We start from the raw sequence: 25,618 nt of genomic DNA, 5'->3' as shown, positions 1-25,618 counted from the left end.
CCGGTTGCGCCGGCGGATCTGCCCCTGAACGTAGTGTCGGAGCGCTGAGATGACGCTGGTCCTGCGTTACTCCGCCCGCAGCGACCGCGGGCTCGTCCGGCAGAACAACCAGGATGCCGTGTACGCCGGTCCCCGGCTGCTGGCGCTCGCGGACGGGATGGGTGGTCACGCCGCGGGTGAGGTGGCTTCGTCGCTGGTGATCGCGGCGCTGGCCCCGCTCGACGAGGACGATCCGGGCGACGACCTGCTGGCCGAGCTGCGCGATGCCACCGTGGAGGGCAATGCCGCGATCACGCGGCACGTCGCCGAGGCGCCCGACCTCGAGGGCATGGGCACCACGCTCACCGCGATCCTGTTCGCCGGCAACCGGCTGGGGCTGGTGCACATCGGCGACTCACGCGCCTACCAGCTCCGGGACGGCTACCTCACGCAGATCACGAAGGACGACACGTTCGTCCAGTCGCTGATCGACGAGGGCCGGATCACGGAGGAGGAGGCGCACACCCATCCGCAGCGGTCGCTCCTGCTGCGGGCGATCACGGGGCAGGACGTCGACCCGTCGCTCACGATCCGCGAGGCACGGGCCGGTGACCGGTTCCTGCTCTGCTCCGACGGGCTGTCGGGCGTGGTGAGCGACGAGACCCTCGCGGAGACCCTGCAGGCCTACCGCGATCCGCGCGAGTGCGCGGACCGGATGATCGAGCTGGCCCTGCGGGGCGGCGGCCCGGACAACATCACCTGCATCGTGGCCGATGTCGTGGACATCGACTTCGGCGAGGACGCGCCGATCGTGGGCGGTTCGGCCGGAGACGGTTCCGACGACGGCCCGCCGCCGGACTCGGCGGCCGCACGCGCGTCGGCCACCACCCTCACCCGCACGGCGCCCCAGCGGGTCGTGCCGTTGCAGGAAGCACCGGTCGCGCGGCGCCGGAGGCCGCTGCGGGTCGTGCTCGCCGTGGTCGCCGTGGTCGCCGTGCTGGTCGCAGGCGGGTTCCTCGCCCGGACGTGGGTCCAGCAGCAGTACTACGTCGGCGCCGACGCCGAGCAGGTGGTGATCTTCCAGGGGGTGCGCGGCGACGTGCTGGGCCTCCCGCTGTCCTCGGTCGCGGAGCGCACGGACATCGCGCTGGACGACCTGCCCCAGACCGAGCGCAGCCAGGTGCGCGACGGCATCGTCGTCATGGACAACGGGCTCAGCGGCGCCCACGAGCTGGTCGAGCGGCTGCGCCACCGGATGCTCGAGCCCTGCCCGCCGCCGGCGGCACCCCCGACGCAGTCGCTCGAACCGACGCAACCTCCGGTGCAGCCGGGCGTCGACCCGAACGTGCAGCCGCAACCGCAGCCCCCGGTCGACACGACCCCGCTGCCGACGCCTGAGCCGGTGCCTGGGACCACCTGCCGGTCGGTGAGCTAGATGAGTATCCCCGAGCCTCGCACGGGATCGCCGCCGCCGACCCCGGCGCCGCTGCCCACCGGGCGCGGCATCGAGCTGGTGCTGCTGGCTTTCGCCGCCGTGCTGGTCACGGGCGCACTGGCGTTGGTGGAGGCCAACCAGGAGCAGGAGCTCACGCAGTCGCTCCTGTGGGTGGGGCTGGCCTACCTCGCACTCTTCTCGATCGCGCACCTCGCCGTGCGGCGGTTCGCGCCGTTCTCGGACCCGCTGGTCCTGCCCTGCGTCGCCTTGCTGAACGGGCTTGGGCTGGTGATGATCCACCGGCTCGACCTGGCGCGGGTGGAGCGGGCCGCCGCGGGCGGGAACGAGCCGATCGAGCTGGTCTCCCGGCAGATCGCGTGGACGGCGATCGGGGTCGCGCTGTTCGTCGCGGTGATGTGGGTGATCCGCGACCACCGAACGATCGCCCGCTACGCCTACACCGCCGGTTTCGGCGGCCTGGTGCTGCTCGCGCTGCCCGGCCTGCTGCCCTCGTCGATCTCCGAGATCAACGGGGCCAAGCTGTGGATCCGGATCGGCGGTGTGGGGATCCAGCCCGGCGAGTTCGCCAAGATCCTCCTGATCGTGTTCTTCGCGGCGTTCCTGGTGCAGAAGCGGGACCTGTTCAGCACCGCGGGCCGCCGGTTCCTGGGAATGGAGCTGCCGCGGGCCCGCGACCTCGCCCCGCTCGTCGTGGCGTGGGGCCTCTCGGTCGGCGTCCTGGTGCTGGAGCGGGACCTCGGCACGTCGCTGCTGTTCTTCGGCATCGTGCTGGTGCTGCTCTACGTGGCGACCGAGCGGGTCTCGTGGCTGCTCATCGGCCTCACGTTCTTCCTCGGCGGCTGCCTCATCGCCTACCAGCTGTTCGGCCACGTCCGGGTGCGCGTGCAGGGCTGGCTCGACCCGTTCGCCGACTTCGAGAACACGGGCTTCCAGATCGCGCAGGCGCTGTTCGGGCTCGGCACCGGCGGGGTCGGCGGCACCGGCCTCGGCGCCGGACGGCCGGACCTCGTGCCGTACGCCGAGAGCGATTTCATGCTCTCCTCGCTCGGCGAGGAGCTGGGCCTGATCGGCCTCGCCGCGATCCTCCTCGTCTACCTGGTGCTGATCACGCGCGGCCTGCGGAGCGCGCTCGCCGTGCGCGACAGCTTCGGCAAGCTGCTCGCAACCGGCCTGGCGTTCACGCTGGCACTGCAGATGTTCATCGTCATCGGCGGGGTGTCGAAGCTCATCCCGCTCACCGGTCTCACGCTGCCGTTCCTGTCCTACGGCGGGTCGTCCCTCGTGGCGAACTACGCGCTGGTGGCAATGCTGCTGCGCATCTCGAACGCCGCCCGCGCCCCGCTGCCCCGACGCCAGGCCGCCCCGCTGCCGCCCATCGCCGAGGCGGGCACCGAGCTGGTGGAGCGGCCGTCGTGAACACGCCGGTTCGTCGCGTGGCGATCGCCGTGATGGCGATGGTCCTTCTGCTGATGGGCAACCTGACCTACGTTCAGGTGGTGAAGGCGGGTGACTACCGCAGCGATCAGCGCAACCAGCGGGTGCTGCTGGCCGAGTACTCGCGCAAGCGCGGCCAGATCAGCGCGGAGCGCCAGATCCTCGCCAGCAGCGTCGAGACCGACGACCGCCTGCGCTACCTGCGCCAGTACTCCGACGGACCGATGTACGCGCCGGTCACCGGCTACTACTCGATCACCTACAGCTCCAACGGGATCGAGCGGGCCGCCGACGCGGTGCTCAACGGCAGCGACGACCGCCTTTTCGCGCGCCGGCTCTCCGATCTGATCACCGGCAGGGACCCGAGCGGCGGCAACGTGCTGCTCACGATCGACCCGGCCGTGCAGCAGGCCGCGTACGAGCAGCTGACCGAGCGCAACTACACCGGATCGGTCGTGGCGCTGCGCCCGCAGACCGGCGAGATCCTCGCGATGGCCTCGACGCCGTCCTACGACCCGAACAAGCTCGCGAGCCACGACCCGGACGAGCGGATGGCCGCATGGCAGCAGTTCAACCAGGCCGACCCGCCGGTGCTGCCGAACCGGGCGATCTCCGAGACCTACCCGCCGGGATCGACGTTCAAGCTGATCGACGTGGCGGCGGCGCTGACCAGCGGCCGCTACACCCCCGACAGCCAGCTCACGGCGGCGTCGGCGATCACGCTCCAGGGCACCAACACCCAGCTGCGGAACTTCAACGGCAACGCCTGCGGCACGGGTGAGACGGCGAGCCTGCGCGACGCGCTGCAGCGTTCGTGCAACACCGCGTTCGCCCAGCTGGCCTCCGAGCTGGGCGAGCAGGCCATCCGCAAGCAGGCGGAGGACTTCGGCATCGGCACCGCTGCCCTCCAGGTGCCGATGTCGGTCGCCCCGTCGACCATCGGCGACATCCCGGACATCGCGGCCCTCCAGCAGTCCAGCATCGGGCAACGCGACGTCGCGCTCACCCCGCTGCAGAACGCCATGGTCGTGGCCGCCATCGCCAACGGCGGTGTGGTGATGCAGCCGCACCTGATCAGCCAGATCCAGAGCCAGGACCTCCAGCCGGTCGAGACCACCAACCCGGACCGCATCGGGCCCGCCATCGACCCGTCGGTGGCCAGGACCCTGACCGAAATGATGGTCAACAACGAGAACAGCTACTCGGGAAGCGGCAAGATCACCGGGGTGCAGATCGCGGCCAAGACCGGCACCGCGGAGCACGGGCCGGATCCCGAGTCGGTCGCCCCGCACGTCTGGTACGTCGCGTTCGCCCCGGCCGACGACCCGCAGGTCGCGGTCGCGGTGCTGGTCGAGTCCGGCGGCGACCGCAGCAACCTCGCGGCGACGGGCGGCACGGTCGCCGCACCCATCGGCCGCGCGGTGATCCGAGCAGCTCTGGGGACGGACCGATGACCGTCCTCGCCGCGGGCCAGAAGATCGACGACCGCTACCTCCTCGAACGCCGGATCGCCGTCGGTGGCATGGGTGAGGTCTGGGAGGCCTCCGACACCCGGCTGGGCCGCGGCGTCGCGGTCAAGGTGCTGCGACCCGAGCTGGGCGACGACCCGGAGTTCCTCCACCGGTTCCGCATCGAGGCGCGCACCGTCGCCTCCCTCGACAACCCCGGCATCGCGGCTGTCCACGACTACGGCGAGGACGAGGCCCCGAACGGCAGGCGCACGGCGTACCTGGTGATGGAGCTGGTGCGGGGTGAGCCGCTGTCCACGATCATCGCCCGCGGCCCGATCGACGCCGACGAGACGCTGCGGCTGATCGAGGACGCCGCGTGGGCGCTGCAGGCGGCGCACGAGCGCGGGTTCGTGCACCGCGACGTCAAGCCGGGGAACATCCTCGTGCGCACCGACGGCGTCGTGAAACTCACCGACTTCGGCATCGCGAAGGCCGCCGACGCGGTGCCGGTGACGCGTTCCGGCATGGTGATGGGCACCGCTCACTACATCGCCCCCGAGCAGGCGAGCGGGGCGGAGGCCGGGCCGGCTAGCGACGTCTACTCGCTGGGCATCGTGGGGTACGAGTGCCTGGCCGGCCAGCGTCCGTTCCGCGCCGACAGCGCGGTGGCAGTGGCGATGATGCAGGTCAGGGAGGCACCGCCGCCGTTGCCTTCGGGCATTCCGCGCGGGGCGCGCGAGCTGATCGAGGCCGCCCTCGTGAAGGACCCCGCGAAGCGCTACGGCACCGGCGGGGAGTTCGCAATGGCCGTCGCCGCCGTGCGCCGGGGCGAGCCGCTGCCCGCGGTCGGCTCGATGACGGGCACGATCACCCCTCCGCGCTCGCCGTCCACGCCGTCGCGGGCGGCACCGAAGACGGCGCCGAGGGCAGCACCACCGTCGGCGCCGTTCCCGGCCTCCTCTCCCCTCTCGGCGCCGATCCCCACGCGCTCGACCCCGCCGCGGCAGGCGCGGCCGGTGCCCCCGGCGCCGAAGTCCGCCCCCCGCCCGGCCCGGCCCGCACCGGCGCCTGCCCGTCGCCACGGGCCGGACACGCCGAACCACCGCAGGCCCCAGCCGACACCGGCCCGGCACACCGCGAAGGCGCCACCGGCGAGTCGCGCGTCATCCCAGTCGTTCCAGCTGCAGCCGAAGTCGTCGGGGCGCACCCTGCTGCTCGTGCTGTTCGTGCTGCTCACGATCGCCGCCGTCGTCGTCGGCGTGCTGCTGTTCCGAGGTGGGCTCCCACCGATCGGCGCCGTCAATCCGACCCCGCAGGGTGCGGGACCAGGTACGGTGACGGGTCAGGAGGGCATCCCGGGAAGTTCGGCGGTACCCGGCGGGCTGCTCTCCCTGGTGATCGTCACGGGGAGCGCCCGGTGAACCCGTACAGCCGACGGCCTGGCGCTGCGGTGGCCGGCTGGTCACCCCGCCGGGCGGCGCGGCCCGGCATGATGTCCGAATCATCCATGACTCCCAGGAATCGGCACCGATGACCACCCCCCGACTGTTGTCCGAGCGCTACGAACTGGGCGAGGTGCTCGGTTACGGCGGCATGGCCGAGGTGCATCGCGGGCTCGACACGCGGCTGGGCCGCGACGTCGCCGTGAAGGTGCTACGGGCCGACCTGGCGCGCGACCCCCAGTTCCAGATGCGCTTCCGGCGGGAGGCCCAGAACGCGGCCGCGCTCAACCACCCCGCCATCGTCGCCGTGTACGACACCGGCGAGGTGCAGAGCGAGTTCGGGCCGCTGCCGTACATCGTCATGGAGTACGTCGACGGCCAGACGCTGCGCGAGATCGTGAAGACGCAGGGCCCGATGACGCAGCGCCAGGTCATCGAGGTGATGGCCGACGTGTGTGCCGCCCTTGACTTCAGCCACCGCCACAACATCATCCACCGTGACGTCAAGCCGGCCAACATCATGATCAATACCGCCGGCGCGGTCAAGGTCATGGACTTCGGCATCGCGCGAGCGCTCGGTGAGGGCCAGAACGTCACCCAGACGGCCGCCGTCATCGGCACGGCGCAGTACCTGTCCCCCGAGCAGGCGCGCGGCGAGGCCGTCGACGCACGCTCGGACGTCTACGCCGCGGGCTGCGTGCTGTTCGAGCTGCTCACCGGCGAGCCGCCGTTCACCGGTGACAGCCCCGTTGCGGTCGCCTACCAGCACGTGCGGGAGGAGCCCCGCCGCCCTTCGGAGCTCAACCCGAGCATCCCGTCGTCGCTCGACGCGGTCGCGCTGAAGGCGCTGTCGAAGAACCCGCTCAACCGGTACCAGTCGGCGGCGGAGATGCGCTCCGACCTGGTGCGGGTGCGCAACGGGCAGGCCCCGATGGCCCCGCTGGTGATGAGCGACGACGAGCGCACCGCCATGCTCGCCGCGAGCCCCGCCGCCGCCACCCGCCGCATCAACGGGCGCCAGGTGCCGCCGCCGGTGGACGAGTACGACGACTACTACGACGAGCCGCCCCGCCGCAGCACCGCCAAGGTGGTCGGCGTGGTCCTCGCCGTGGTGCTCGCGCTCGGCGTGGTCGGCTTCTTCGTGTACCAGGTGCTCATCGCCGGTCCGGCGGCGCCGCAGACGGTGGCGATACCGGCGGTCGCGAACATGAGCGAGGCCGATGCCCGCGCCCAGATCCAGGCCGCGGGACTACGACTGGGCGAGTCCCGGCCCCAGGAGTCGTCGGTCGAGCAGAAGGACCAGGTGCTCAACACCGACCCGCCGGCCGGCACCGTGGTCGACGAGCGTTCGCTGGTCACGCTGATCGTCGGGAGCGGGCCGGCCAGCGTCACCGTGCCCCGACTGGAGGGCAAGACGCTCCAGGAGGCCCAGGCGGAGCTGGAGCGGGTGGGCCTCGAGCTCGGTGCGCAGACCCAGCAGGCGACGTCCGACTCGTCCCTGATCAACCACGTCATCGACTCCACCCCCAAGGCGGGCGAGTCGGTGAAGGGCGGCGACTCGGTCGCCGTCATCGTCGGCATCCAGCAGACGGGTGTGAAGGTCCCCGACGTCTCCGGTCAGGACCTGGACGACGCCGTGAGGACGCTGGAAGGCGAGGGTCTGCGGGCGCAGGTCCCGGACAACTCCGACGACAGCGACAAGGTCACGGGCACCGATCCGGCCGCCGGCACGGTGGTGCAGCCGAACTCCCAGGTCGAGCTGCTCACGGGCAGCAGCAGCGACGGCGAGGCGATCATGCCCGACCTCGTCGGACGGCGTGAGGAGCAGGCGAAGAGCCAACTCGCCGAGCTCGGCTTCCAGACGCTCTCGATCCGGCGGCAGACGGTGTCCAGCAGCTCGGACGTGGGCCGCGTGCTCGACCAGTCGGTCCAGGCGGGCGACCGGGTCTCCACCGACCAGCAGATCACGCTGACCATCGGCGAGGCCTCCGGTTCCGGCGGCGGGCTGGTCAACTAATCGCGCGATGCGGCACACCGGGATCGGGCAGACTGGCGCGATGCGCGTCCTCGTCGTCGACAACTACGACAGCTTCGTCTACAACCTCGTGCAGTACCTCGCCCAGCTCGGGGCCGAGGTCACGGTGCGCCGCAACGACGAGGTCGACCTCGACGAGCTGGACGCCGTCGACGGCGTGCTCGTCAGCCCCGGCCCCGGCACGCCCGAGCGGGCTGGATCCAGCATCGAGGTGATCCGGCGCAGCGCCGAGCGCGCGCTGCCGGTGCTGGGCGTCTGCCTCGGCCACCAGGCCATCGGGGTGGCATGGGGCGGCGTCGTCGAACGCGCGCCCGAGCTGCTGCACGGCAAGACCTCGCTCGTCCACCACGAGGGCACCGACGTGCTGGCGGGGCTGCCCAACCCGTTCGTCGCCACCCGCTACCACTCGCTGTCGATCCGGCCCGACACGCTGCCCGACGAGCTGGAGGTCACCGGCCGCACCGACGGCGGCGTGATCATGGCGGTGCGGCACCGCGAGCTACCCGTCGTCGGCGTGCAGTTCCACCCCGAGTCGGTGCTCACCGAGGGCGGACACCGGCTGCTGGCCAACTGGATGGCGAGCGCGGGCCATCCGGTGCCCGAACCCACGGTGGCAGCTCTGTCGGCGGAAGTCGCGGCGGTCACCGCCAGCGCCTGAGCACGCGTTTCAGCGAGCACGCTACCGTGGGGACAGCCACGCACTCCGACATCCCGAGGTCAGCACCCATGCCGAAGTCCAAGGTCCGGAAGAAGGCGGTTTACACCCCGCCTGCCAACCGCCCCGGCACCACCCCGGTGAAGGTTGCGGGTCCCACGCACCCGATCTACATCGGCGTGATGCTCGGCGTGATGCTCCTCGGGCTCGTCTGGCTCGTCGTGAACTACCTGGCCGGCGAGTCCATCTCGTTCATGGCCACTCTCGGGCCGTGGAACTTCGCGATCGGGTTCTCACTGATCGTGATCGGGCTACTGATGACCATGCGGTGGCGCTGACCAGCGTAAATACAGCAATGTGAGTAGTCCCCAGTGTGGACAGGTGCTGTGGACAAGTCACTTTCCGTGATCAACACGTATGAGTGACCACGCGCCCGCCGGTGTCCGGGAATGGAGCCCGGCGCCCGGTCTCGTCGTGCTGGCCTGGCTGCTGGCCGTCGCCGCCGCAGCCTGGTGCGCCGCGCTGTGGTGGTCGGGAGCGGACCCGGCAGGGGGCCTGCTGGCCGCGGTGGCGGCACTGGGCGCGGGGCTGGCCGCACTGTTCGGCACCCGGGCCCGGCCCCGCCTGCGCGCCGATCCGGACGGTCTGACGGTCGGTGGGCTCCTCCGCTCGCGCCACCACCCCTGGCCGTTCGTCATCGGCGTTCGCGTGCTGCGGGTGCGGCGGCTCGGGCGCGAGAGCTCGCTCCTCGAGGTCGACATCGTCGCGGCCGACGGCACCGAGCAGCTGCTCGTGTTCGGCCGGCTCGATCTCGCGGCCGATCCGGAGGACGTTGCTCCGCAGCTGCTGGCGCTGCGCCCCTGAACGATCTGGGGCCCCTGACGTCCCCCACATGCCGCAAGCGGGTACTCCCCGTGCCCGATGCGCCGCCCGAACGTGCGGTCGTACGGGGTCGCCTCCGGCCCTACTATCGACTGACGCGACGAAGGGAGTCTGGATGGCGACGACCAAACGGATGCGGGGCACGGACGGCTGCACCACTGGCTGCGGCTGTAACCCACCCGCCTGACCCATCCCGACGAGCCACGGCGGGGCACCCTGACGAGGGTGCCCCGCCGTCGTCGTACGCGGGCGAACTACAGGCCGGTGACCCAGATCAGGAGCACCAGCACCACGGTGAGCGCGCCGAGCGCGGCAACCTGCACGGCGGTGCGGTTGCGCGCCGGCGCGTAGACCAGCGCTGCTGTGGCGGCTGCGCCGATCAGGAGCCCGCCGAAGTGCCCCTCCCACGAGATGCCGGCAACGGTCAGGCTGAAGATCACGTTGATGCCGATGATCCCGAAGACCTGCCCGGCGGGCGCCCTGAGCCGGCGCAGCACGACGACCAGCGCACCCATCAGCCCGAACACCGCCCCGGACGCGCCCGCCACCTGCTGGTCCGGCGCGGAGAAGAGCATCACCGCGGCGGCGCCACCGAGCATGGAGACGAGGTAGAGGGCGAGGAACCGGCCGCGCCCGAGCACGACCTCCAGGTCCCGGCCCAGCATCCACAGCGCGAGCATGTTGAGCACCAGGTGGATCGGGCCGATGTGCAGGAACCCCGAGGTGACCACCCGCCACCACTCGCCCTCGTGCACGAGCCCGGGCACGAGGGACAGCTCGCGGAACAGCCGCGACATCGAGTTGTACATCACGTCGCCCGCCTGCACGGCGGTGAGGGCGAAGACCACGGTGTTGACCGCGATCAGCGCCGGCACCACCAGCGAGCGGCCCCGCGGCGTCGCCCCGGCCACGGTGGTGCCTCGCGGGGCGGTGCGCTGGCCCTCGGCCACGCAGTCGACGCACTGGTAGCCCACCGAGGCCTCACGGAGGCACTCGGGGCACGACGGGCGCCCGCACCTCGTGCAGCTCAGCCCGGTGGGGCGGTCCGGATGCCGCACGCACACGGCCGGGGGGCCGTAGGGCGAACCACCTGGCTGGTACGGCGGCGGTCCGGCGGGGTACGTCATCTCGGGCCCGGGACTCAGGCCGAGACGTCGATGTGCTCGATGACCACGTCGGAGAGCGGCCGGTCCGAGCGGTCGGTCGGCGTGGTCGCGATGGCGTCGACGACGGCCCGCGACTCCGCGTCCGCCACCTCACCGAAGATCGTGTGCTTGCGGTTGAGCCAGTCGGGGGTGGACACGGTGATGAAGAACTGCGAGCCGTTGGTGCCCGGGCCCGCGTTGGCCATGGCCAGCAGGTACGGACGGTCGAAGCGCAGCTCCGGGTGGAACTCGTCGCCGAACTCGTACCCGGGGCCCCCGCGCCCGGTGCCCGTGGGGTCGCCGCCCTGGATCATGAACCCGCCGATGACCCGGTGGAAGACCGAGCCGTCGTAGAACGGGCCGGACGTCTCGCCCTTCGCGTTGGGCCGGTTGTAGGGTTTCTCCCCGGTCGCCAACCCGACGAAGTTCGCCACGGTCTTCGGGGCGTGGTCCGCGAAGAGATTGATCCGGATGTCGCCCTGGTTCGTCCGGAGCGTCGCGGTGTGCTTGCCGTTCCCTGCTTCCGTCACGCCACCATCGTGCCAGCCCTGCTCGGAGACCGTCCGCCCAGCACTGCGTTCGGGGGCAGGTTTCAGGGAAGCACGTCGGCCAGGAAGGACGTGACCGCGCGCTCGTAGGCGCCCGGATCGGCGTTCCAGGACCCGGTGTGCTCGACCACCGGCACCTCCAGGTACCGCATCGGCCAGTTCAGCGCCGGGCTCGCCGCGGCGAGGGCCCTGCTGGCCGCGACCGGGACGGCGGTGTCGCCTGCGCTGTGCACGAGCAGCGTCGGCGGCCGGACCGCCGGCGGATGGCGCGCCAGGTCGAAGCGGTCGAAGTCGATCCCGATCCGGCGGCTCGTCACCGCGCTCGCCAGCGGGGAGAGGGCGGGCGGCAGGCGGCGGTTGCGGGCCTGCTGCCGCAAAGTGGCCCGCCAGTCGACCAGCGGGGCGTCCCAGACGACCGCCGCCACCCGGTCCGCCTCCACGGAGCGGTCGAGGAAGGCACCCGTGACAGCGCCGCCCATGGACCACCCGAACAGCACGATCCGCCGCGCTCCCCGCCCCACGGCGAACCGGACCGCCGCCTCCAGGTCCTCCCACTCCGTGTCGCCGAGGTGGTAGTACCCGTCCGGGCTCGGCGGGGCGTCCATGTCGTTCCGGTAGGTGATCGCCAGCTGCGGGTGGCCGAGCGCGTGCAGCGCCGGGAGGATCCGCAGTGCCTCACGGCGCGCTCCACCCCGGCCGTGCACCAGCACCACCCAGGTGTCGCCGTCGGCGGGGACGAACCAGGCGGGGTAGGAACCCAGCGGACCGGGCACGTCGACGTCCTCGAACGGCAGGCCACGCGCCGCCGGGTCCGGGTCGTAGGGGCCTGCGTCGAGCACTGCCGCGGACCCGGGCTCCGGGCGGTGCCCACCGAGGAGCGGCCGCACCACCTCGCGGCGGCTCTGCGAGACCACCGGTCCCAGCACCGCGAGCCGGTCGCCGTGGTCGGTGGCCCACCGCAGCCCCCAGACGCCCGGCTGCGCGGTGAGGCGGCTGACGGCGAGCGTGACCGCATCATCGGCGACGCCGAGCACCCGCTCCGGGAAGACCGGCCGGATCGACGTGTCCAGCAGGACCGAGGAGTAGAACCACCCGATCCCCGCCGCGCTCGCCCCGACTCCGAGGCCGACGCCGAGCCCCGCTCCCACCCCCCGAAGCAGCATCACACCGATGATGATGCCCGCAGGCCCTGACAGCGCGCAGCACTCGCCGTCACCCCTCTCGGTGACAGCGCGCCCACCTGCAGTTCCCCTCTCCACCGGTTCGGGTGAACCGGCCGCCACGAGCGGTGGACCAGCGACAACTGCCGCTCGCCCACCTCGTTGTCCACCCGAGATCAGCGTCGCCCTCGACGCCCGCCAGCACGAAGGGATACTCGATGAGCAGCCTTGCTCGGCGCACCCTGCGCGCCACCGCTGCCGTGGCCGGGATCGCCGCCGCAGGCGTCGGGATCGCGGCTCCCGCGTTCGCCGCCCCGGTCGACCCCGAGCGTCCGTCCACCGACGAGGCCGTCCCCGCACCCGACACGCGCTCCACGCCGAACGTGCTCGGCAGTGCGCCCAAGACGTCCGACGTGCCCGACCTGCCCCAGCTCTTCACGGTCGAGAACACCGGCGTCTACACCGCCGACCGCGGGCTCCCCCAGCTCCCCACGACCCGCCACCTGCCCGCGCCCGACCTGCCGGCGCCGCACGACGCCGTCGACCTGGGCGACACGCAGCAGACGCGGGGCACCGACGTCGAGTTCCGCACGGCGGCTCCGGAGCGGGACAGCGCGATGCAGCAGCTCGACGCCGCCTCGATGTTCGACGCCGTTCCCGGCCACGTCCTGGGAGCCACCGAGAACAACGACGTCCGCTACTGACGGCGCGACGGGTCCGGACGCACGTGCCGGCCGTCCGGACCCGTCACGCGAGCTCGAGCCGGACGAACGGCACGTCATGCTCGATCCAGGTCGCCGTACCGCTGCCTTACCTCTGACGTCATCGACCGGACGACCTCCCGCGGGCGAGAGTCGATCCCGACAGCACCGACGCCAGGAGGATCGCCATGACCGCCCTCTCGCTCACCCGCATCACCGCCGTCCGTGACGGCGGCCGGATGCTGCGCTTCGCCCTCCGCCTCGACGCCGCCGGATCCGGGGTGTTGGGGCTGGTCGGCCTCGCCGCTGCCGCGCCCCTCGCCGACCCGCTCGGCATGACGACAGGCGGGCTGCGCGGAACCGGCGCGTTCCTCGTGGCCTACGCGCTCGCGCTCGTGCTCATCGCGGCGCGACCGGTGATCCCGAGGACCGCCGCGTGGACGGTCGTCGTCGGCAACACCGCCTGGGTCCTGGGCAGCCTCGGCGCCGTCGTCGCCGGTCGGGACACGTTCACCGCGCTCGGTGTTGCCGTGGTGCTCGCCCAGGCCGCCGCGGTTGCGGTGTTCGCCGACCTGCAGTGGCTCGGCCTGCGCCGGGCCCGCTGACGCGAGGGGTACGAAGAAGCACGTCAATGTGGAACAACGGTCCACTCAGAAGTGCTTGCGCAGCACCATCAGCGAGCGGGGCGTGATGCGGAGCCTGCCGCCCGGCCTCGCATCCCGCTCGCGCCTGCGGGCCCTGGCCCGCAGCGGGTCGGCGGTGTCGAGGACGATCGACCAGATCCGCCCGTACGACTCGGCGGGCAGCGTGAACGGCACCGCCTGGTGGTGGGCGTTGAACAGCAGCAGGAAGGACTGGTCCACGACGCGGCGGCCGATCTCGTCGAGCTCGGGGATTCCTTCGCCGTTGAGGTAGATGGCCAGTGAGCGCGCGAAACCGCCGTTCCAGTCCTCGTCGCTCATCGGCTGCCCGTCCGGGCGGAGCCAGGCGATGTCCTCGATGCTCGAGCCGCGGATGGGGCGTCCCTGGAAGAACCGGCGCCTGCGGAAGACCGGGTGGTCCCGGCGCAGGGCGGCGACCTCGGAGACGAAGTCGGTGAGCACCGAGTTCTCGCGCGCGGCCGACCAGTCCACCCACGCGAGCTCGTTGTCCTGGCAGTACACGTTGTTGTTGCCGTGCTGGGTGCGACCGAACTCGTCGCCGTGGGCGAGCATGGGCACGCCCTGCGACAGCAACAGCGTCGCGATGAAGTTGCGCTTCTGCCGCTCCCGGAGCGCGTGGACCGCGCCGTCGTCGGTCGGGCCCTCGACGCCGTGGTTCCACGACCGGTTGTGGCTCTCCCCGTCGCGGTTGTCCTCGCCGTTCGCCTCGTTGTGCTTCTCGTTGTACGAGACGAGGTCGTTCAGCGTGAACCCGTCGTGCGCCGTCACGAAGTTGATCGAGGCGATCGGGAGCCGGTTGTCCTTCTCGTACAGGTCGGACGAGCCGGTGAACCGGGAGGCGAACTCGCCGAGGCTCGCCGGCTCACCGCGCCAGAAGTCGCGAACGGTGTCGCGGTACTTGCCGTTCCACTCGGTCCACAGGGACGGGAAGCCGCCCACCTGGTAGCCACCCTCACCGACGTCCCACGGCTCGGCGATCAGCTTGACCTGGCTGACCACGGGATCCTGGTTGACCAGGTCGAAGAACGCGGCGAGCCGGTCGACCGCGTGGAACTCCCTGGCCAGCGCCGCGGCGAGGTCGAAGCGGAACCCGTCGACGTGCATCTCGAGCACCCAGTACCGCAGCGAGTCCATGATCAGGCGCAGCGACTCGTGGGCGCGGACGTTGAGGCTGTTCCCGGTGCCGGTGGTGTCGTAGTAGAACTCCGGCTGGTCGGGCACCACCCGGTAGTAGTTGAGGTTGTCGATCCCGCGGAACGACAGGGTCGGGCCGAGGTGGCTGCCCTCTGCCGTGTGGTTGTAGACGACGTCGAGGATGACCTCGATCCCCGCCCGGTGGAACTGCTTGACCATCGTCTTGAACTCCTGCACCTGCTCGCCGCGGGTGCCGAAGGACGCGTAGTCGTTGTGCGGGGCGAAGAAGCCGATCGTGTTGTAGCCCCAGTAGTTCGAGAGGCCGCGCTGCTCGAGCGCGTGGTCGTGGAGGAACTGGTGCACCGGCATGAGCTCGATCGCGGTGACGCCGAGGTCCTTCAGGTGCTTGATCATCACCGGGTGGACGAGCCCCGAGTAGGTGCCCCTGACCTCGGGGGGCACGTCCGGGTGCGTCATCGTCATGCCCTTGACGTGCGCCTCGTAGATCACCGTCTCGTGGTACGGGATGCGCAGCGTCCGGTCGCCCGTCCAGTCGAAGAACGGGTTCACCACCACCGACCGCGGCATGAACGGCGCCGAGTCGGTGGTGTTGAGCGAGCGCGGCTCACCGAACCGGTAGGAGAACAGGGCCTCGTCCCAGCGCGCGTGCCCGTCGACCGCCTTGGAGTACGGGTCGAGCAGCAGCTTCGCCGGGTTGCACCGCAGGCCGGCCTGCGGGTCGTAGGGGCCGTGCACGCGGTAGCCGTAGCGCTGCCCCGGGCGTACCCGCGGCAGGTAGCCGTGCCAGATCAGCACCTCGCGCTCGGGGAGGTCGACGCGCGTCTCGCGGCCGTTCTCGTCGAACAGACACAGTTCCACGCGCTCGGCGACCTCGGAGAAGAGCGCGAAGTTCGTGCCTCCCCCGTCGTAGTTGGCGCCGAGCGGGTACGGCGATCCCGGCCAGATCTCCACCTGACGAGTCAGACCGATGCCCCGGCCAGCTGGGCGAGCCGCGAGAGCTGGTCGTCGAGGGGGCCGTCGTCGTCGAGGTTCCAGAGCAGCTCGGTGACGCCGATCGCCTCCAAGCGGGGGATCGCCTCGAGGATCTGCTCCGGCGAACCGGTCGGCGATGCGCCGTCAGCGGTGGGCTCGGCCGCCGGGAACTGGTTGACGCGCACGACAACCGGGAGCGTCTCCGGGTCGTGACCCGCCTCGGCGGCCGCGGCGCGGAAGACCTGCACCGCGCCTTCGAGGGCCTCCCAGCCGAACCACACCGGGTTCAGCCCCAGCCCGAGCCGGGCGGCGCGCCGGATCCCGGCAGGCGACCCGGCCCCGGCGAGGATCGGGATGCCACCGGCTCGCGTCGGCTTCGGGCCGACGTTCGACTCCTCGATCCGGTAGAAGCGGCCGTCGTACGAGACGGGGTCCGGACCCCAGAGCGCGCGCACCGCCTCGATGAACTCGCTGAACCGGGGTCCGCGGTTGCTCAGCGGCACACCGGCGGCCTCGAACTCCTGGGCCATCCACCCCTGCGCCAGCCCCGCGACGACCCGGCCGCCGCTGAGCCGGTCCAGCGTGGCGAAGCGGCGGGCCAGGTCGGCGGGGTTGTGCAGCAGGGCCACCACGACGCTGGTGCCGAGCGTGATCCGGCTGGTGTGGGCCGCGGCGAACGCCAGCACCTCGAGCGGCGCGAGGACCGAGTCGTAAGCATCGGGCAGCGGCACCGTCTGCCCGTTCATCTGCCCGCCTGCGGTCGGGGACAACAGGCGCTCGAACGTCCACAGCGAGTGGAGACCGGTCCGCTCGGCCGTGCTGGCCACCTCGGTGATCGTCTCGGCACCCGCCGAGTCGCCTGTGGTGGGAAGCGCGATCCCGAGTCTCATTAGCTGCACAGTAGTCCGCGATCGACGATCGGCAAGGCCGGCAACGGGCGTGGACATCGAGTTCCGGCAGGCCCGCGCGTGGTATACCAGCGCGGTGGTGCACGACGAGGCGCCGGCGCTGCCGCCGCTCGGCCGCTCGACGACGCGCTCGGACCTGGTGGCCGCGTCGATCAAGTCCGCGATCCTGTCCGGCCGGCTGCGGCCGGACGAGCTGCTCGTCGAGCGCCGGATCGCCGACCAGCTCGGCGTCTCCAAGACCCCGGTGCGCGAGGCGCTCATCGCGTTGACCTCCACCGGCCTGCTCGCCCCCACCCGCAACCGCGGGGTCGCGGTGCGCCGGCTCGGCCCGGAGGACGTGCGGCAGGTCTACGAGATGCGCCTGCTGGTCGAGCCGTGGGCCGCCGGCCGGGTGGCCGAGACGGGCACCCTGGATGCGGCCGAGGCGAACCGCGCGCTCGACGACGCGGCGCGCTTCGTCGAGCTCGACGACCACCCGGGGCTGAGCCTCGCCAACCGGCGGTTCCACCGCAGCATCTACTCGACGTGCGCCAACGAGCTGGTGATCCGCACGCTCGGCGACCTGCAGGACCTCACCGCGCTCGGCACCGTGAGCCTGTTGTGGGAGCAGTGGCCCACCTGGCGCGCCGAGCTGGAGGAGCACCGGGAGATCCTCGCCGCCGTCCGGGAGGGCCGGGCGGCCGCCGCCGAGGAGCTGGTGCGGGGCCACATCCAGCGTTCGATCAGCCGGCTCCGCAACGAGCGGACCCAGGCCGCGACCGGGTAGCTAGCCGCGGGTGCGGTACTCGGCGAGCGTCGTCTCGTCCGGTGGGTAGGTGCCGCGCAGCGGCGCGCCCGACTCGATCTTCTCCAGCACGAACGCCTCCAGCCGCTCCTGCTCGACGGCAGCCGCTGCCACCTCTGCCGCGAGGTGGCGCGGGATGCAGACGACGCCGTCGCGGTCGCCGACCATGATGTCGCCCGGGTAGACCGGCACCTCCGCGCAGCCGATCGGCACGTTCAGGTCCACCGCGTGGTGCTGGGCGAGGTTCGTGGTGGCCGCCGCGCCCGCCGCGAACGTCGGCAGCGCGAGCTCGGCGAACCCCTCGCTGTCGCGCACCGACCCGTCGGTGACGAACCCGGCCACGCCGCGGCGCAGCAGCCGGGTGGCGAGGATGTGACCGAGCGACGCGGCCCGCGTCCGGCGCCGGGCGTCGACGACGAGCACCGCGCCCGGCGGCACCGTCTCGACCGCCTTGCGCTGCGGGTGGTCGTAGTCCTGGAAGACCGACAGCGTGTCCAGGTCCTCGCGCGACGGGATGCAGCGCAGCGTGAACGCCTCGCCGACCATGCGGGTCTGCGCCGGGTTCAGCGGCCGGATCCCGTGCAGGAACGTGTTGCGCAGGCCGCGCGCCATGAGCTGGGTGGTCACGGTCGCGGTGCTGACGGTGCGCAGCGCCTCGAGCGTGCCGGGGTCCACGGTCTCGGTCGTCATGACCCTCCTCATCGAGCTACGCCGCTGGTATACCAATACACCAACTACGTCGTGGTCGCCGCCCCGCCGGGGATGGGCAAGGCTGTGGACGAGCTGTTGTCGTGATCGGGAGGAAGTCTGCGTGACGACCGTCGCCGCAGCGGTGGTGGAGCTGCTCGCCGAAGCGGGTGCTCGCCGCTGCTACACCGTGCCCGGAGAGTCGTTCCTCAGCCTGATCGACGAGGTCGACCGGCATCCAGGGCTCCAGTTGGTGTCAGTGCGACATGAATCGGGCGCGGCCTTCATGGCCGACGCGGACGCGCGGCTCACCGGCGTTCCGGCGATCGCCATGGCGAGCCGCGGCCCCGGCTCGTCGAACCTCGCGATCGGCGTGCACACCGCCCACCAGGACTCGACGCCGATGATCGTGCTCCTGGGACAGGTCGACTCGCAGCTGCGGGGGCGCGAGGCCTTCCAGGAGGTCGACCTCACCGCGTTCTACACCCCGATCACCAAGTGGGCGGTCACGGCCGAACGCGCAGAGGACGTTCCCGAGCTCGTCGCCCGCGGCTGGCGGATCGCGACCTCGGGCCGGCCGGGTCCGGTCGCGATCGCGATACCCAGCGACTTCGTGGACGCGGAGTTCTCCGGAGCGGTACCACCACCCGTCGCGGAGCCGGCCACGCTCGACACGGCGGCCGTCGAAGAGCTCGCCGGGCGCCTGCTCGCCGCCCGCAGGCCGGTGGCCATCGCCGGGGAGTGCGCCCGCCCTGCCCGCGACCGCCTCGTCGCCGCGGCCGAGCACTTCGGCATCGGGGTGTGCACGTCCTTCCGCCGCCAGGACGCCTTCCCGGCCGACCACCCCAACTTCCTGGGCCACCTCGCGCTGGCCACCCCCGATGCGACCGTCGACGCCGTGACGGGCGCCGATCTACTTCTCGTCATCGGGACACGACTCGACGAGGTCACCACCCAGCGCTACCGGCTCCCGGCGCCGGGAACCGAGGTCGTCCCGATCGGCCGGTACGGCCACGGCGGGATCGACGCCGACCCCGCCGACGTGCTGGCCGCGCTCGCCCGCCGAGGGGGACCGGCGCGCCCGGTGGACTGGACGCAGGTGCACGGGGCCGTCGACGCCTGGTCGACCCCTCCCGCCGGTGACGCCGACGGTGGCGTGCACCCGGCCGCCGTGATCGCCGCACTGCACCGGCACCTCCCACCGGACGGCATCGTCACCAACGACGCCGGGAACTTCGCCGCGTTCCTGCACCGCTACTGGCGCTTCCCGCCCACCACCACCCAGCTCGCGCCCGTGAACGGCGCGATGGGCTACGCCGTGCCGTCCGCGGTCGCGGCCGCGGTGGCGGCGCCGGAACGCACGGCGGTGGCGGTGGTCGGCGACGGCGGCGTGCTCATGACGGGCCAGGAGATCGAGACCGCGGTGCGGCTCGGCGCGCCGGTCGTCGTCCTCGTGCTGCAGAACGGCATGTACGGGACGATCGCGATGCACCAGGCCCGCGACCTGGGGCGGACGTCGGGCGTGGACATCGGCCTCGTCGACCTCGTGCGGTGGGCCGAAGGGCTGGGCGCCGCCGCGTACGGCGTGACCGACGCCCGCGAGCTCGACGAGGCGGTGCGGCGCGCCGTCACCGGTCGACGGCCGGCCGTGGTCGCCGTCCGCACCGACCCCGACATCATCACACCGACCGCGACGCTCACCGGCCTGCTCGAGCGGGTGCCGGTGTGAGGCTGACGCCGGAAGAGCTGCGCAGCCACCGCTGGTTCGGCGCCAGCGACCTGAGGTCCTTCGGGCACCGGTCGCGGGCGCAGCAGATGGGTCACGACGCCGAGGAGTACAGCGGCCGGCCGGTGATCGGCATCCTGAACACCTGGAGCGAGCTCAACCCCTGCCACACGCACTTCCGCGAGCGGGCCGAGGAGGTCAAGCGCGGGGTCTGGCAGGCAGGCGGGTTCCCCGTCGAGCTGCCGGCGATGTCGCTGTCGGAGCCGTTCCAGAAGCCCACCACGATGCTCTACCGCAACATGCTCGCGATGGAGGCCGAGGAGCTGCTGCGCTCCCACCCCGTCGACGGGGCGGTCCTGATGGGCGGCTGCGACAAGACCACGCCCGGCCTCGTCATGGGCGCGACGAGCATGGGGCTGCCGTTCGTGTTCCTGCCCGCCGGCCCGATGCTGCCCGGCCGCTGGGGCACGGAGGTGCTCGGCAGCGGGTCGGACACGTGGAAGTACTGGGACCGCAAGCGCGCCGGCACGATCACCGAGGAGGACTGGCGGGCGATCGAGGGCGGCATCGCCCGCTCCCCCGGCCACTGCATGACGATGGGCACCGCCAGCACGATGACGGCGGCCGCGGAGGCGCTCGGGCTGACCCTGCCCGGCGCCTCGTCGGTGCCGGCCGCGTTCTCCGGTCACGCGCGGATGGCGGTGGCGACCGGACGACGGATCGTCGACATGGTCTGGGAGGACCTGCGCCCCGACCAGGTGCTCACGGCGTCCGCCTTCCGGAACGCGGTCACGGTGGTGATGGCGCTGGGCGGGTCGACGAACTCGGTCATCCACCTGATCGCGATGGCGGGCCGCGCGGGCGTGGACCTGTCGCCCGCCGACTTCGACGCCGTGTCCCGCCGCACGCCCGTGCTCGCCAACATCCGCCCCTCCGGCGCTTACCTCATGGCCGACTTCCACGACGCCGGCGGCCTGCGCGCCCTGATGGTCCAGCTGGGCGACCTGCTCGACCTCGACGCCCGCACCGTCGCCGGCACGACCGTCGGCGAGAACATCGCGGGCGCCGTGGTGCACGACCCGGACGTCATCCGCGGCCGCGACCGCGCGCTCTCCCCGGAGGGGGCGCTCGCGGTCCTTCGCGGCAGCCTCGCCCCGGACGGGTGCGTGCTCAAGACGTCGGCCGCGAGCCCGCACCTGCTGCAGCACACCGGACGCGCTGTCGTCTTCGACGACTACGACGACCTCGCCGCCCGCATCGACGCCGACGACCTCGACGTCGACGCGGACTCCGTGCTGGTGCTGCGCGGCGCCGGCCCCATCGGCGGCCCCGGCATGCCCGAGTGGGGGCAGCTGCCGATCCCGAAGAAGCTGCTGCAGGCCGGGGTGACGGACATGGTCCGCATCTCCGACGCGCGGATGAGCGGCACGAGCTACGGCACCTGCGTGCTGCACGTCGCCCCCGAGTCGGCGGCGGGTGGCCCGCTCGCGCTCGTCCGCGACGGTGACCTCGTCCGGCTGGACGTACCCGGCCGCCGGCTGGACCTGCTCGTGCCCGACGAGGAGCTCACGGCCCGGCGAGAGGCCTGGCGGCCACCGGTCCGGCCGCCTGCCCGCGGTTACGCCGCGATGTTCGCCCGGCACGTCACGCAGGCCGACCAGGGTTGCGACTTCGACTTCCTCGCCGGCTCGGGGGCACCGGAGCCCGCGATCCACTGACGGCCGTTCACCGAGCTGTTCTTGACGAAATGCGATCTTCACCCGATAGGGTCACGCCTCATCAGAGTTCTGCACCGGATCAGGAGGGCCATGTACGGGACGAGGACGGCGGCGCGGACTGGGCTCGCGACCCTCGCTGCACTGACGTGTGTCGTGTTGAGCGGCAGCATGGCATCGGCCGCTCCGCCGGACGTCGACCCGAACGACTACTGGTGCTTCGACGGTGAGGAGTACCTCTGCCTCTTCGACGGTGACGGCGGCCCCTGGGAGGGGAGCTTCACCCTCGACCCGGGGAACGAGCGGGAGATCGACCTGCGGGACTCGGACTCGGAGGGGGACTTCAGCGACCGGATCACCTCCTACACCAACAACGTGGACGCCACCTACCGGTTCTACGACCAGCCCGAGGGCACGGACTGCTGGGACCTGGTCTTCACGGCCCGTCCCCACACCCAGGGTGTCTTCCCGGCTGACGCCGACAACCGCGCGGACCTCGTCGTGCGCGACCGGGAGAAGTCGAATCCCTGCGCGTAGCGCGAGCTCGAGCAGGCCCGCGTAGCCGGGTGCCGGAGCCGGGCGGCGCCAGCCGCTGCCCGTCGCCGACCCGTCACACGGTCCCGAGCCACAGGTCGACGGCGAGCGCGAAGCCGAGCGCGACGACGGTCCACCGGATCGCCCGTGCCGGGAGCCTGCGGGCGATGACCGGGCCGAGCGCGCTGCCACCGAACAGGCCGAGCGCCAATGGTGCCGCTGCCGCCCAGTCCACGGGGCCGGCCACGACGAACACGGCGGCCGACACGAGCCCCATCACCCCGAGCAGCATGTTCTTGATCGCGTTGGCCTCCGGCAGGCGGTCGTCGACGAGCACGAGCAGCAACGCCAGCAGCATGACGCCCGCTCCCGCGCCGAAGTAGCCGCCGTAGCCCGAGACCAGGCCGACGAGCGGCCACGCGAGGAGCCGCGCCCGCTCTGGTCGTAGAGCGGCCTGCACGGTGAGCCACGGCTGGAAGAGCAGCGCGAGCGACGCGAGGGCGACGAGGAACGGGACGACACGCGAGAACACGCCCGGCGGTGTGACCAGCAGCAACAGTGAGCCGACACCAGCGGCACACGCGGCGACCGGCAGCATCCGCGTCAGGGAGCCGCGGGCGGCGACGAGCTCACGCCGGGAGGTCAGCGCGGACCCGGGCCAGCAGGCGACGGCCGCCACGAGGTTGGTGACGTTCGCCTGCAGCGGCGCCACCCCGACGGCCAACAGCGCCGAGTAGGACACCAACGACGTGATCCCACCGGCAGCCCCGATCGTGCCGGCCACCAGCCCAGCCGCGATCAGGACCAGCGACTCGGCGGGAACGACCACCACACCGAGTCTGGCAGAGTGATCTACTGACGCCCCGGGGGACGCCCTTTGGAGATCAACCCCGACCCGCCCACGCCATGATCACGAGCCAGCGCGCGAAGCGAGCCTCGAGCCGGCGGCGTGGGCACGCCCCTCAACGAGGCGACACCGACGGCGACGTGACCACTACCGGGCAACGCAACCACCGACGGCAAACCAACTACCGCCGGCAAACGCGACCACTGCCGGGGAGCGCGACCGACCACGGCCACGCAACCACGGGGATGGGGGTCCGGGGGCGAGCCCCCGGCCGGGGGTCTGGGGGGCTGGGCCCCCCAGAGTGAAAACGACACGCGAGCAGGCGAGCGCACTCCGCGAGCAGGCTCGCCCCGAGCGTGGAGACGAGGGGAATCGAACCCCTAACCCCCGCCTTGCAAAGCTGGTCGACGACGATGACCAGGGCCACCACCAGCAACTACGGTGCCGCGACCCACCGCGGCGGCCCACTCGTACCGCAACGGTTGACCACACTTCGTGTCACCACTCGTGTCACGGGCAGCGTCCGGCATAACCCTGGCCGACGATCCACCTGAGTCACGTGGTGCGGTTGTCGCGGTCGTACAGCTTCACCGGGCCGCGGCCACCCTGTTCGGCGAAGCGACTCCGGCCCTCAACCAACCGCGGCAGGAGGCGCGACGCGCAGATCGAGGTATACGATATCAATAGACTCGCTCCCATTGGCTTAGTGCTCCGCGCCCACACGTTGCACACCCAGGCCGCCCGCCACATGCAGCGCAGATTTCGAGCCGATCGGCGTCTCCTCTCAAGCGAACTATGTTCCTGCACCGAAGGCATCGATAGTTTCCCCTACCGGGGGATTCTCGATTGCCGAAAGGGGGTGCCGGCTGCAGGATCGCGTCCGCCTTTGCGTCGGTGCTCGCAACCAGTCCTCCGGCTGCCGTCTTTAATGCTAGGCCATATCTCTCGTGAATGAATGAGCCTTGCTGACTCGCCTGCAACCATCCCGCCGGCGTCCGCCTACCTGGTCGAAGGCGTGCCGGTTCAATGAGCGCTGAGAAGTCCTTCTTGGCCTTTCCGGAGTTGTGTGCTATCGCATGCCTAACCTTGAGAATCTGAGAAAGTGTGGCCTTATCGGGACGCCTCTCAAGGCGCGAGAACGGTCTGCCCCCAACCAGGAAGATGCGTGCGCGGCGAATCGTTTCATCAACAGGGAGCCAAGTCAAGTAAGGCCTGTCGGCTAGAAGAATGGCTTCCCCGACTGATTGCCTCGAGATGCTGAGGGTAGGCTTAACGCCCTTCAAAGCCGACTTGTTCATCACGCACGACCAAAAGAGTTCCTCAAGAAAATTTTCAAATAAACTGACCATGCCGAGAAGTGTCGCTTCATGCACGGAATCGACGCTTCTTTGACTCATACCCCCCGCTCGCCGGGAAGTTCGGGCATCCAAGGCGACTTTGAGTAACCGATCCAGCCTAGCATGGAACTGGTCGTATATCTCGGCCCCCTTAGCCATCGGAATCCTTGGCTGCCTTAACTCGACCCATCAAGAAATTGACCCGAGCGATTCGACTTGATCGATCAGTCGCCGCCCCGCGTAGTGCCTTCTGGAGGTCATCAGGAAGATCCGACAAGCTCTCGAGACGGTCGTGTGCCGCCGTTAGCAACTTGTGCAGAGTGCGCGGCCCGATTCCTTCGATGTTCGACATGTCCGGGTCCGCAGGCTGCTCTAATAGCGGAGCTCCGAATCGTTCAGCCAGGGCAAGCGCGAAGAGACTGTACAACCAGCCCTGTTGACGAAACCGTCGCAACTGCCGGCCTGACTTGTCTGGCCGAACCAGATCATCCACGATCCCGAAGGCCAGTCGAAGTCGTTCCAAGACCGCATCAGCGAATCGAAACTCGTCATCGAAATCTTCATACATCCTGTCAAGAGTCGATTTCGATTTGGCCGAAACCCCATGCAGGGCCAAGTAGATGAGCTCGCTTGTAAACTCGACATCATCCATCGTGGCGATATCGTGCGGAGTAAAGGTCTCCCATTCCCTCCAGCGATCTAGCTGCTCGTACGACAGATCGTACGCGAATTGCTTAAATTCGCCGTGATATTTAGCATTGCGCAACTCCTGGAAGTTGAGCCGCAGGCCAGTAGAGTTTAGTCGGGCGAAGATCTGAAGAAGCTCGGCATCCGGCATCGAAGTCGGCAGTACATGAACCGACAACTCAGTTTGGATCAATCGCTCCTTGATATTCTGCGGGAGCGCACTGAAGCTCATTCCTCCGTACTCCCGATTATGCGAGCGCAGCACCGTAAAGTGGTCAGACTCATCAGCATCCGGGAGCGAATCGATATCTAGGTAGGCCAGGATCGTGCGTAGACGCTGCTGACCGTCTACGACGTGTCGAATATTCCTGAGAGTCCCGGGATCAGTCTTCATCTGCAGAAAAATGATCGGCACTGGCCAACCCCTGAGGAAGGTGTCTATGAGTTGACTCTTGGCCTTGGGAGTCCAAACACTGTTGCGCTGGAAGTAGGGACGAAGGTTTAACGTTCCTTGCCGCTGCCACTCAAGAAAGTCTAGAACGCTGTAGACTGTCTTGGTGACTTCGAAGGGCTCGGCCATAGCTGGAGGATAGGCCATTGCCTCCCGCAGAGAACGCAGCGACTGCCGTAAGACGGCGACGTTCGGCCAGGACATCGTGCCCCCGACAGCCGGCAGCGCTGGAGCGCTCCGCTGGGACACGCGGTCAAGCCGCGGG

22 protein-coding genes are annotated in these 25,618 nt (G+C 70.8%); 14 read left to right on the top strand and 8 right to left on the bottom strand.

Features of this window, described 5'->3' with window-relative positions:
• The first annotated feature begins 49 nt into the window (after positions 1–49).
• The 8 genes from FB388_RS37155 to FB388_RS37120 all read left to right on the top strand — a co-directional run bounded on the left by FB388_RS37155 (position 50) and on the right by FB388_RS37120 (position 9,316).
• Positions 50–1,414, top strand: a complete 1,365-nt coding sequence (locus FB388_RS37155) for a PP2C family protein-serine/threonine phosphatase (RefSeq protein WP_142107327.1) — start codon at positions 50–52, stop codon at positions 1,412–1,414.
• Entirely contained in the window at positions 1,415–2,851 is a 1,437-nt protein-coding gene (locus FB388_RS37150) for an FtsW/RodA/SpoVE family cell cycle protein (protein WP_142107326.1), read from the top strand. It begins immediately after the preceding gene.
• A complete protein-coding gene (locus FB388_RS37145) occupies positions 2,848–4,323 on the top strand; it encodes a peptidoglycan D,D-transpeptidase FtsI family protein (protein ID WP_142107325.1) in 1,476 nt (491 codons plus the stop codon). The genes FB388_RS37150 and FB388_RS37145 overlap by 4 nt, the downstream gene beginning before the upstream one ends.
• Positions 4,320–5,741 (top strand): serine/threonine-protein kinase, encoded by a 1,422-nt coding sequence (locus FB388_RS37140; RefSeq protein ID WP_142107324.1) that lies wholly within the window; start codon positions 4,320–4,322, stop codon positions 5,739–5,741. Before FB388_RS37145 ends, FB388_RS37140 begins: the two co-directional genes overlap by 4 nt.
• A gap of 109 nt (positions 5,742–5,850) precedes the next feature.
• Positions 5,851–7,779 carry a Stk1 family PASTA domain-containing Ser/Thr kinase gene (gene pknB / locus FB388_RS37135; RefSeq protein ID WP_142107323.1) on the top strand — a complete coding sequence of 643 codons (1,929 nt, stop codon included), beginning with the start codon at positions 5,851–5,853 and terminating at the stop codon, positions 7,777–7,779.
• A gap of 40 nt (positions 7,780–7,819) precedes the next feature.
• Positions 7,820–8,455 (top strand): aminodeoxychorismate/anthranilate synthase component II, encoded by a 636-nt coding sequence (locus FB388_RS37130; RefSeq protein ID WP_142107322.1) that lies wholly within the window; start codon positions 7,820–7,822, stop codon positions 8,453–8,455.
• Between the two features lie 68 nt (positions 8,456–8,523).
• Positions 8,524–8,790 carry a cell division protein CrgA gene (crgA, locus tag FB388_RS37125; protein ID WP_142107321.1) on the top strand — a complete coding sequence of 89 codons (267 nt, stop codon included), beginning with the start codon at positions 8,524–8,526 and terminating at the stop codon, positions 8,788–8,790.
• Positions 8,791–8,869: 79 nt separating this feature from the next.
• The gene (locus FB388_RS37120) at positions 8,870–9,316 is read left to right on the top strand and encodes a PH domain-containing protein (protein WP_142107320.1); all 447 of its coding nucleotides are present in this window, start codon (positions 8,870–8,872) and stop codon (positions 9,314–9,316) included.
• Between the two features lie 272 nt (positions 9,317–9,588).
• Here FB388_RS37120 and FB388_RS37115 read toward each other — a convergent pair whose 3' ends face one another.
• The 3 genes from FB388_RS37115 to FB388_RS37105 form a co-directional block, all read right to left on the bottom strand.
• Positions 9,589–10,308 (bottom strand): rhomboid family intramembrane serine protease, encoded by a 720-nt coding sequence (locus FB388_RS37115; RefSeq protein ID WP_246122774.1) that lies wholly within the window; start codon positions 10,306–10,308, stop codon positions 9,589–9,591.
• Positions 10,309–10,475: 167 nt separating this feature from the next.
• On the bottom strand, positions 10,476–11,009 hold the full coding sequence (locus FB388_RS37110) for a peptidylprolyl isomerase (RefSeq protein ID WP_142107318.1): 534 nt from the start codon (positions 11,007–11,009) through the stop codon (positions 10,476–10,478).
• A gap of 62 nt (positions 11,010–11,071) precedes the next feature.
• Entirely contained in the window at positions 11,072–12,190 is a 1,119-nt protein-coding gene (locus FB388_RS37105) for an alpha/beta hydrolase family protein (RefSeq protein ID WP_246122772.1), read from the bottom strand.
• 215 nt (positions 12,191–12,405) lie between these two features.
• On the opposite strand from FB388_RS37105, the gene FB388_RS37100 reads away from it, so the two are divergent.
• Together FB388_RS37100 and FB388_RS37095 are read left to right on the top strand one after the other, a co-directional pair.
• The gene (locus FB388_RS37100; RefSeq protein WP_142107317.1) at positions 12,406–12,891 is read left to right on the top strand and encodes a hypothetical protein; all 486 of its coding nucleotides are present in this window, start codon (positions 12,406–12,408) and stop codon (positions 12,889–12,891) included.
• A gap of 185 nt (positions 12,892–13,076) precedes the next feature.
• On the top strand, positions 13,077–13,493 hold the full coding sequence (locus FB388_RS37095) for a hypothetical protein (RefSeq protein WP_142107316.1): 417 nt from the start codon (positions 13,077–13,079) through the stop codon (positions 13,491–13,493).
• A gap of 45 nt (positions 13,494–13,538) precedes the next feature.
• Here the strand turns inward: FB388_RS37095 and glgX are convergent, their stop codons facing one another.
• Both glgX and FB388_RS37085 read right to left on the bottom strand, forming a co-directional pair.
• A complete protein-coding gene (glgX, locus tag FB388_RS37090; RefSeq protein ID WP_142107315.1) occupies positions 13,539–15,656 on the bottom strand; it encodes a glycogen debranching protein GlgX in 2,118 nt (705 codons plus the stop codon).
• An 8-nt stretch (positions 15,657–15,664) separates the two neighbouring features.
• Positions 15,665–16,567 (bottom strand): TIGR03619 family F420-dependent LLM class oxidoreductase, encoded by a 903-nt coding sequence (locus tag FB388_RS37085; RefSeq protein ID WP_170226005.1) that lies wholly within the window; start codon positions 16,565–16,567, stop codon positions 15,665–15,667.
• Positions 16,568–16,616: 49 nt separating this feature from the next.
• On the opposite strand from FB388_RS37085, the gene FB388_RS41000 reads away from it, so the two are divergent.
• Positions 16,617–17,351, top strand: coding sequence for a GntR family transcriptional regulator (locus FB388_RS41000; protein WP_170226004.1), 735 nt, complete (start codon positions 16,617–16,619; stop codon positions 17,349–17,351).
• Here FB388_RS41000 and FB388_RS37075 read toward each other — a convergent pair whose 3' ends face one another.
• A complete protein-coding gene (locus FB388_RS37075) occupies positions 17,352–18,059 on the bottom strand; it encodes a ribonuclease activity regulator RraA (RefSeq protein ID WP_142107312.1) in 708 nt (235 codons plus the stop codon). It lies immediately after the preceding gene.
• A gap of 121 nt (positions 18,060–18,180) precedes the next feature.
• On the opposite strand from FB388_RS37075, the gene FB388_RS37070 reads away from it, so the two are divergent.
• The 3 genes from FB388_RS37070 (at position 18,181) to FB388_RS37060 (ending at position 22,034) form a co-directional block, all read left to right on the top strand.
• The gene (locus FB388_RS37070) at positions 18,181–19,785 is read left to right on the top strand and encodes a thiamine pyrophosphate-dependent enzyme (protein ID WP_246122770.1); all 1,605 of its coding nucleotides are present in this window, start codon (positions 18,181–18,183) and stop codon (positions 19,783–19,785) included.
• On the top strand, positions 19,782–21,500 hold the full coding sequence (gene araD / locus FB388_RS37065; RefSeq protein WP_142107310.1) for an L-arabinonate dehydratase: 1,719 nt from the start codon (positions 19,782–19,784) through the stop codon (positions 21,498–21,500). Before FB388_RS37070 ends, araD begins: the two co-directional genes overlap by 4 nt.
• A gap of 168 nt (positions 21,501–21,668) precedes the next feature.
• The gene (locus tag FB388_RS37060) at positions 21,669–22,034 is read left to right on the top strand and encodes a hypothetical protein (RefSeq protein WP_142107309.1); all 366 of its coding nucleotides are present in this window, start codon (positions 21,669–21,671) and stop codon (positions 22,032–22,034) included.
• Positions 22,035–22,107: 73 nt separating this feature from the next.
• On the opposite strand, the gene FB388_RS37055 is transcribed toward FB388_RS37060, so the two are convergent.
• Both FB388_RS37055 and FB388_RS37045 read right to left on the bottom strand, forming a co-directional pair.
• On the bottom strand, positions 22,108–22,860 hold the full coding sequence (locus tag FB388_RS37055; protein WP_170226002.1) for a sulfite exporter TauE/SafE family protein: 753 nt from the start codon (positions 22,858–22,860) through the stop codon (positions 22,108–22,110).
• Positions 22,861–24,366: 1,506 nt separating this feature from the next.
• Positions 24,367–25,482, bottom strand: a complete 1,116-nt coding sequence (locus tag FB388_RS37045; RefSeq protein ID WP_170226001.1) for a DUF262 domain-containing protein — start codon at positions 25,480–25,482, stop codon at positions 24,367–24,369.
• Between the last annotated feature and the right edge of the window lie 136 nt (positions 25,483–25,618).

Origin of the sequence: Pseudonocardia cypriaca (assembly GCF_006717045.1) — a bacterium.
Classification (GTDB): domain Bacteria; phylum Actinomycetota; class Actinomycetes; order Mycobacteriales; family Pseudonocardiaceae; genus Pseudonocardia; species Pseudonocardia cypriaca.
Note: the sequence above shows the minus strand (reverse complement) of the source record. Positions and strands in the feature narration are given on the sequence as shown.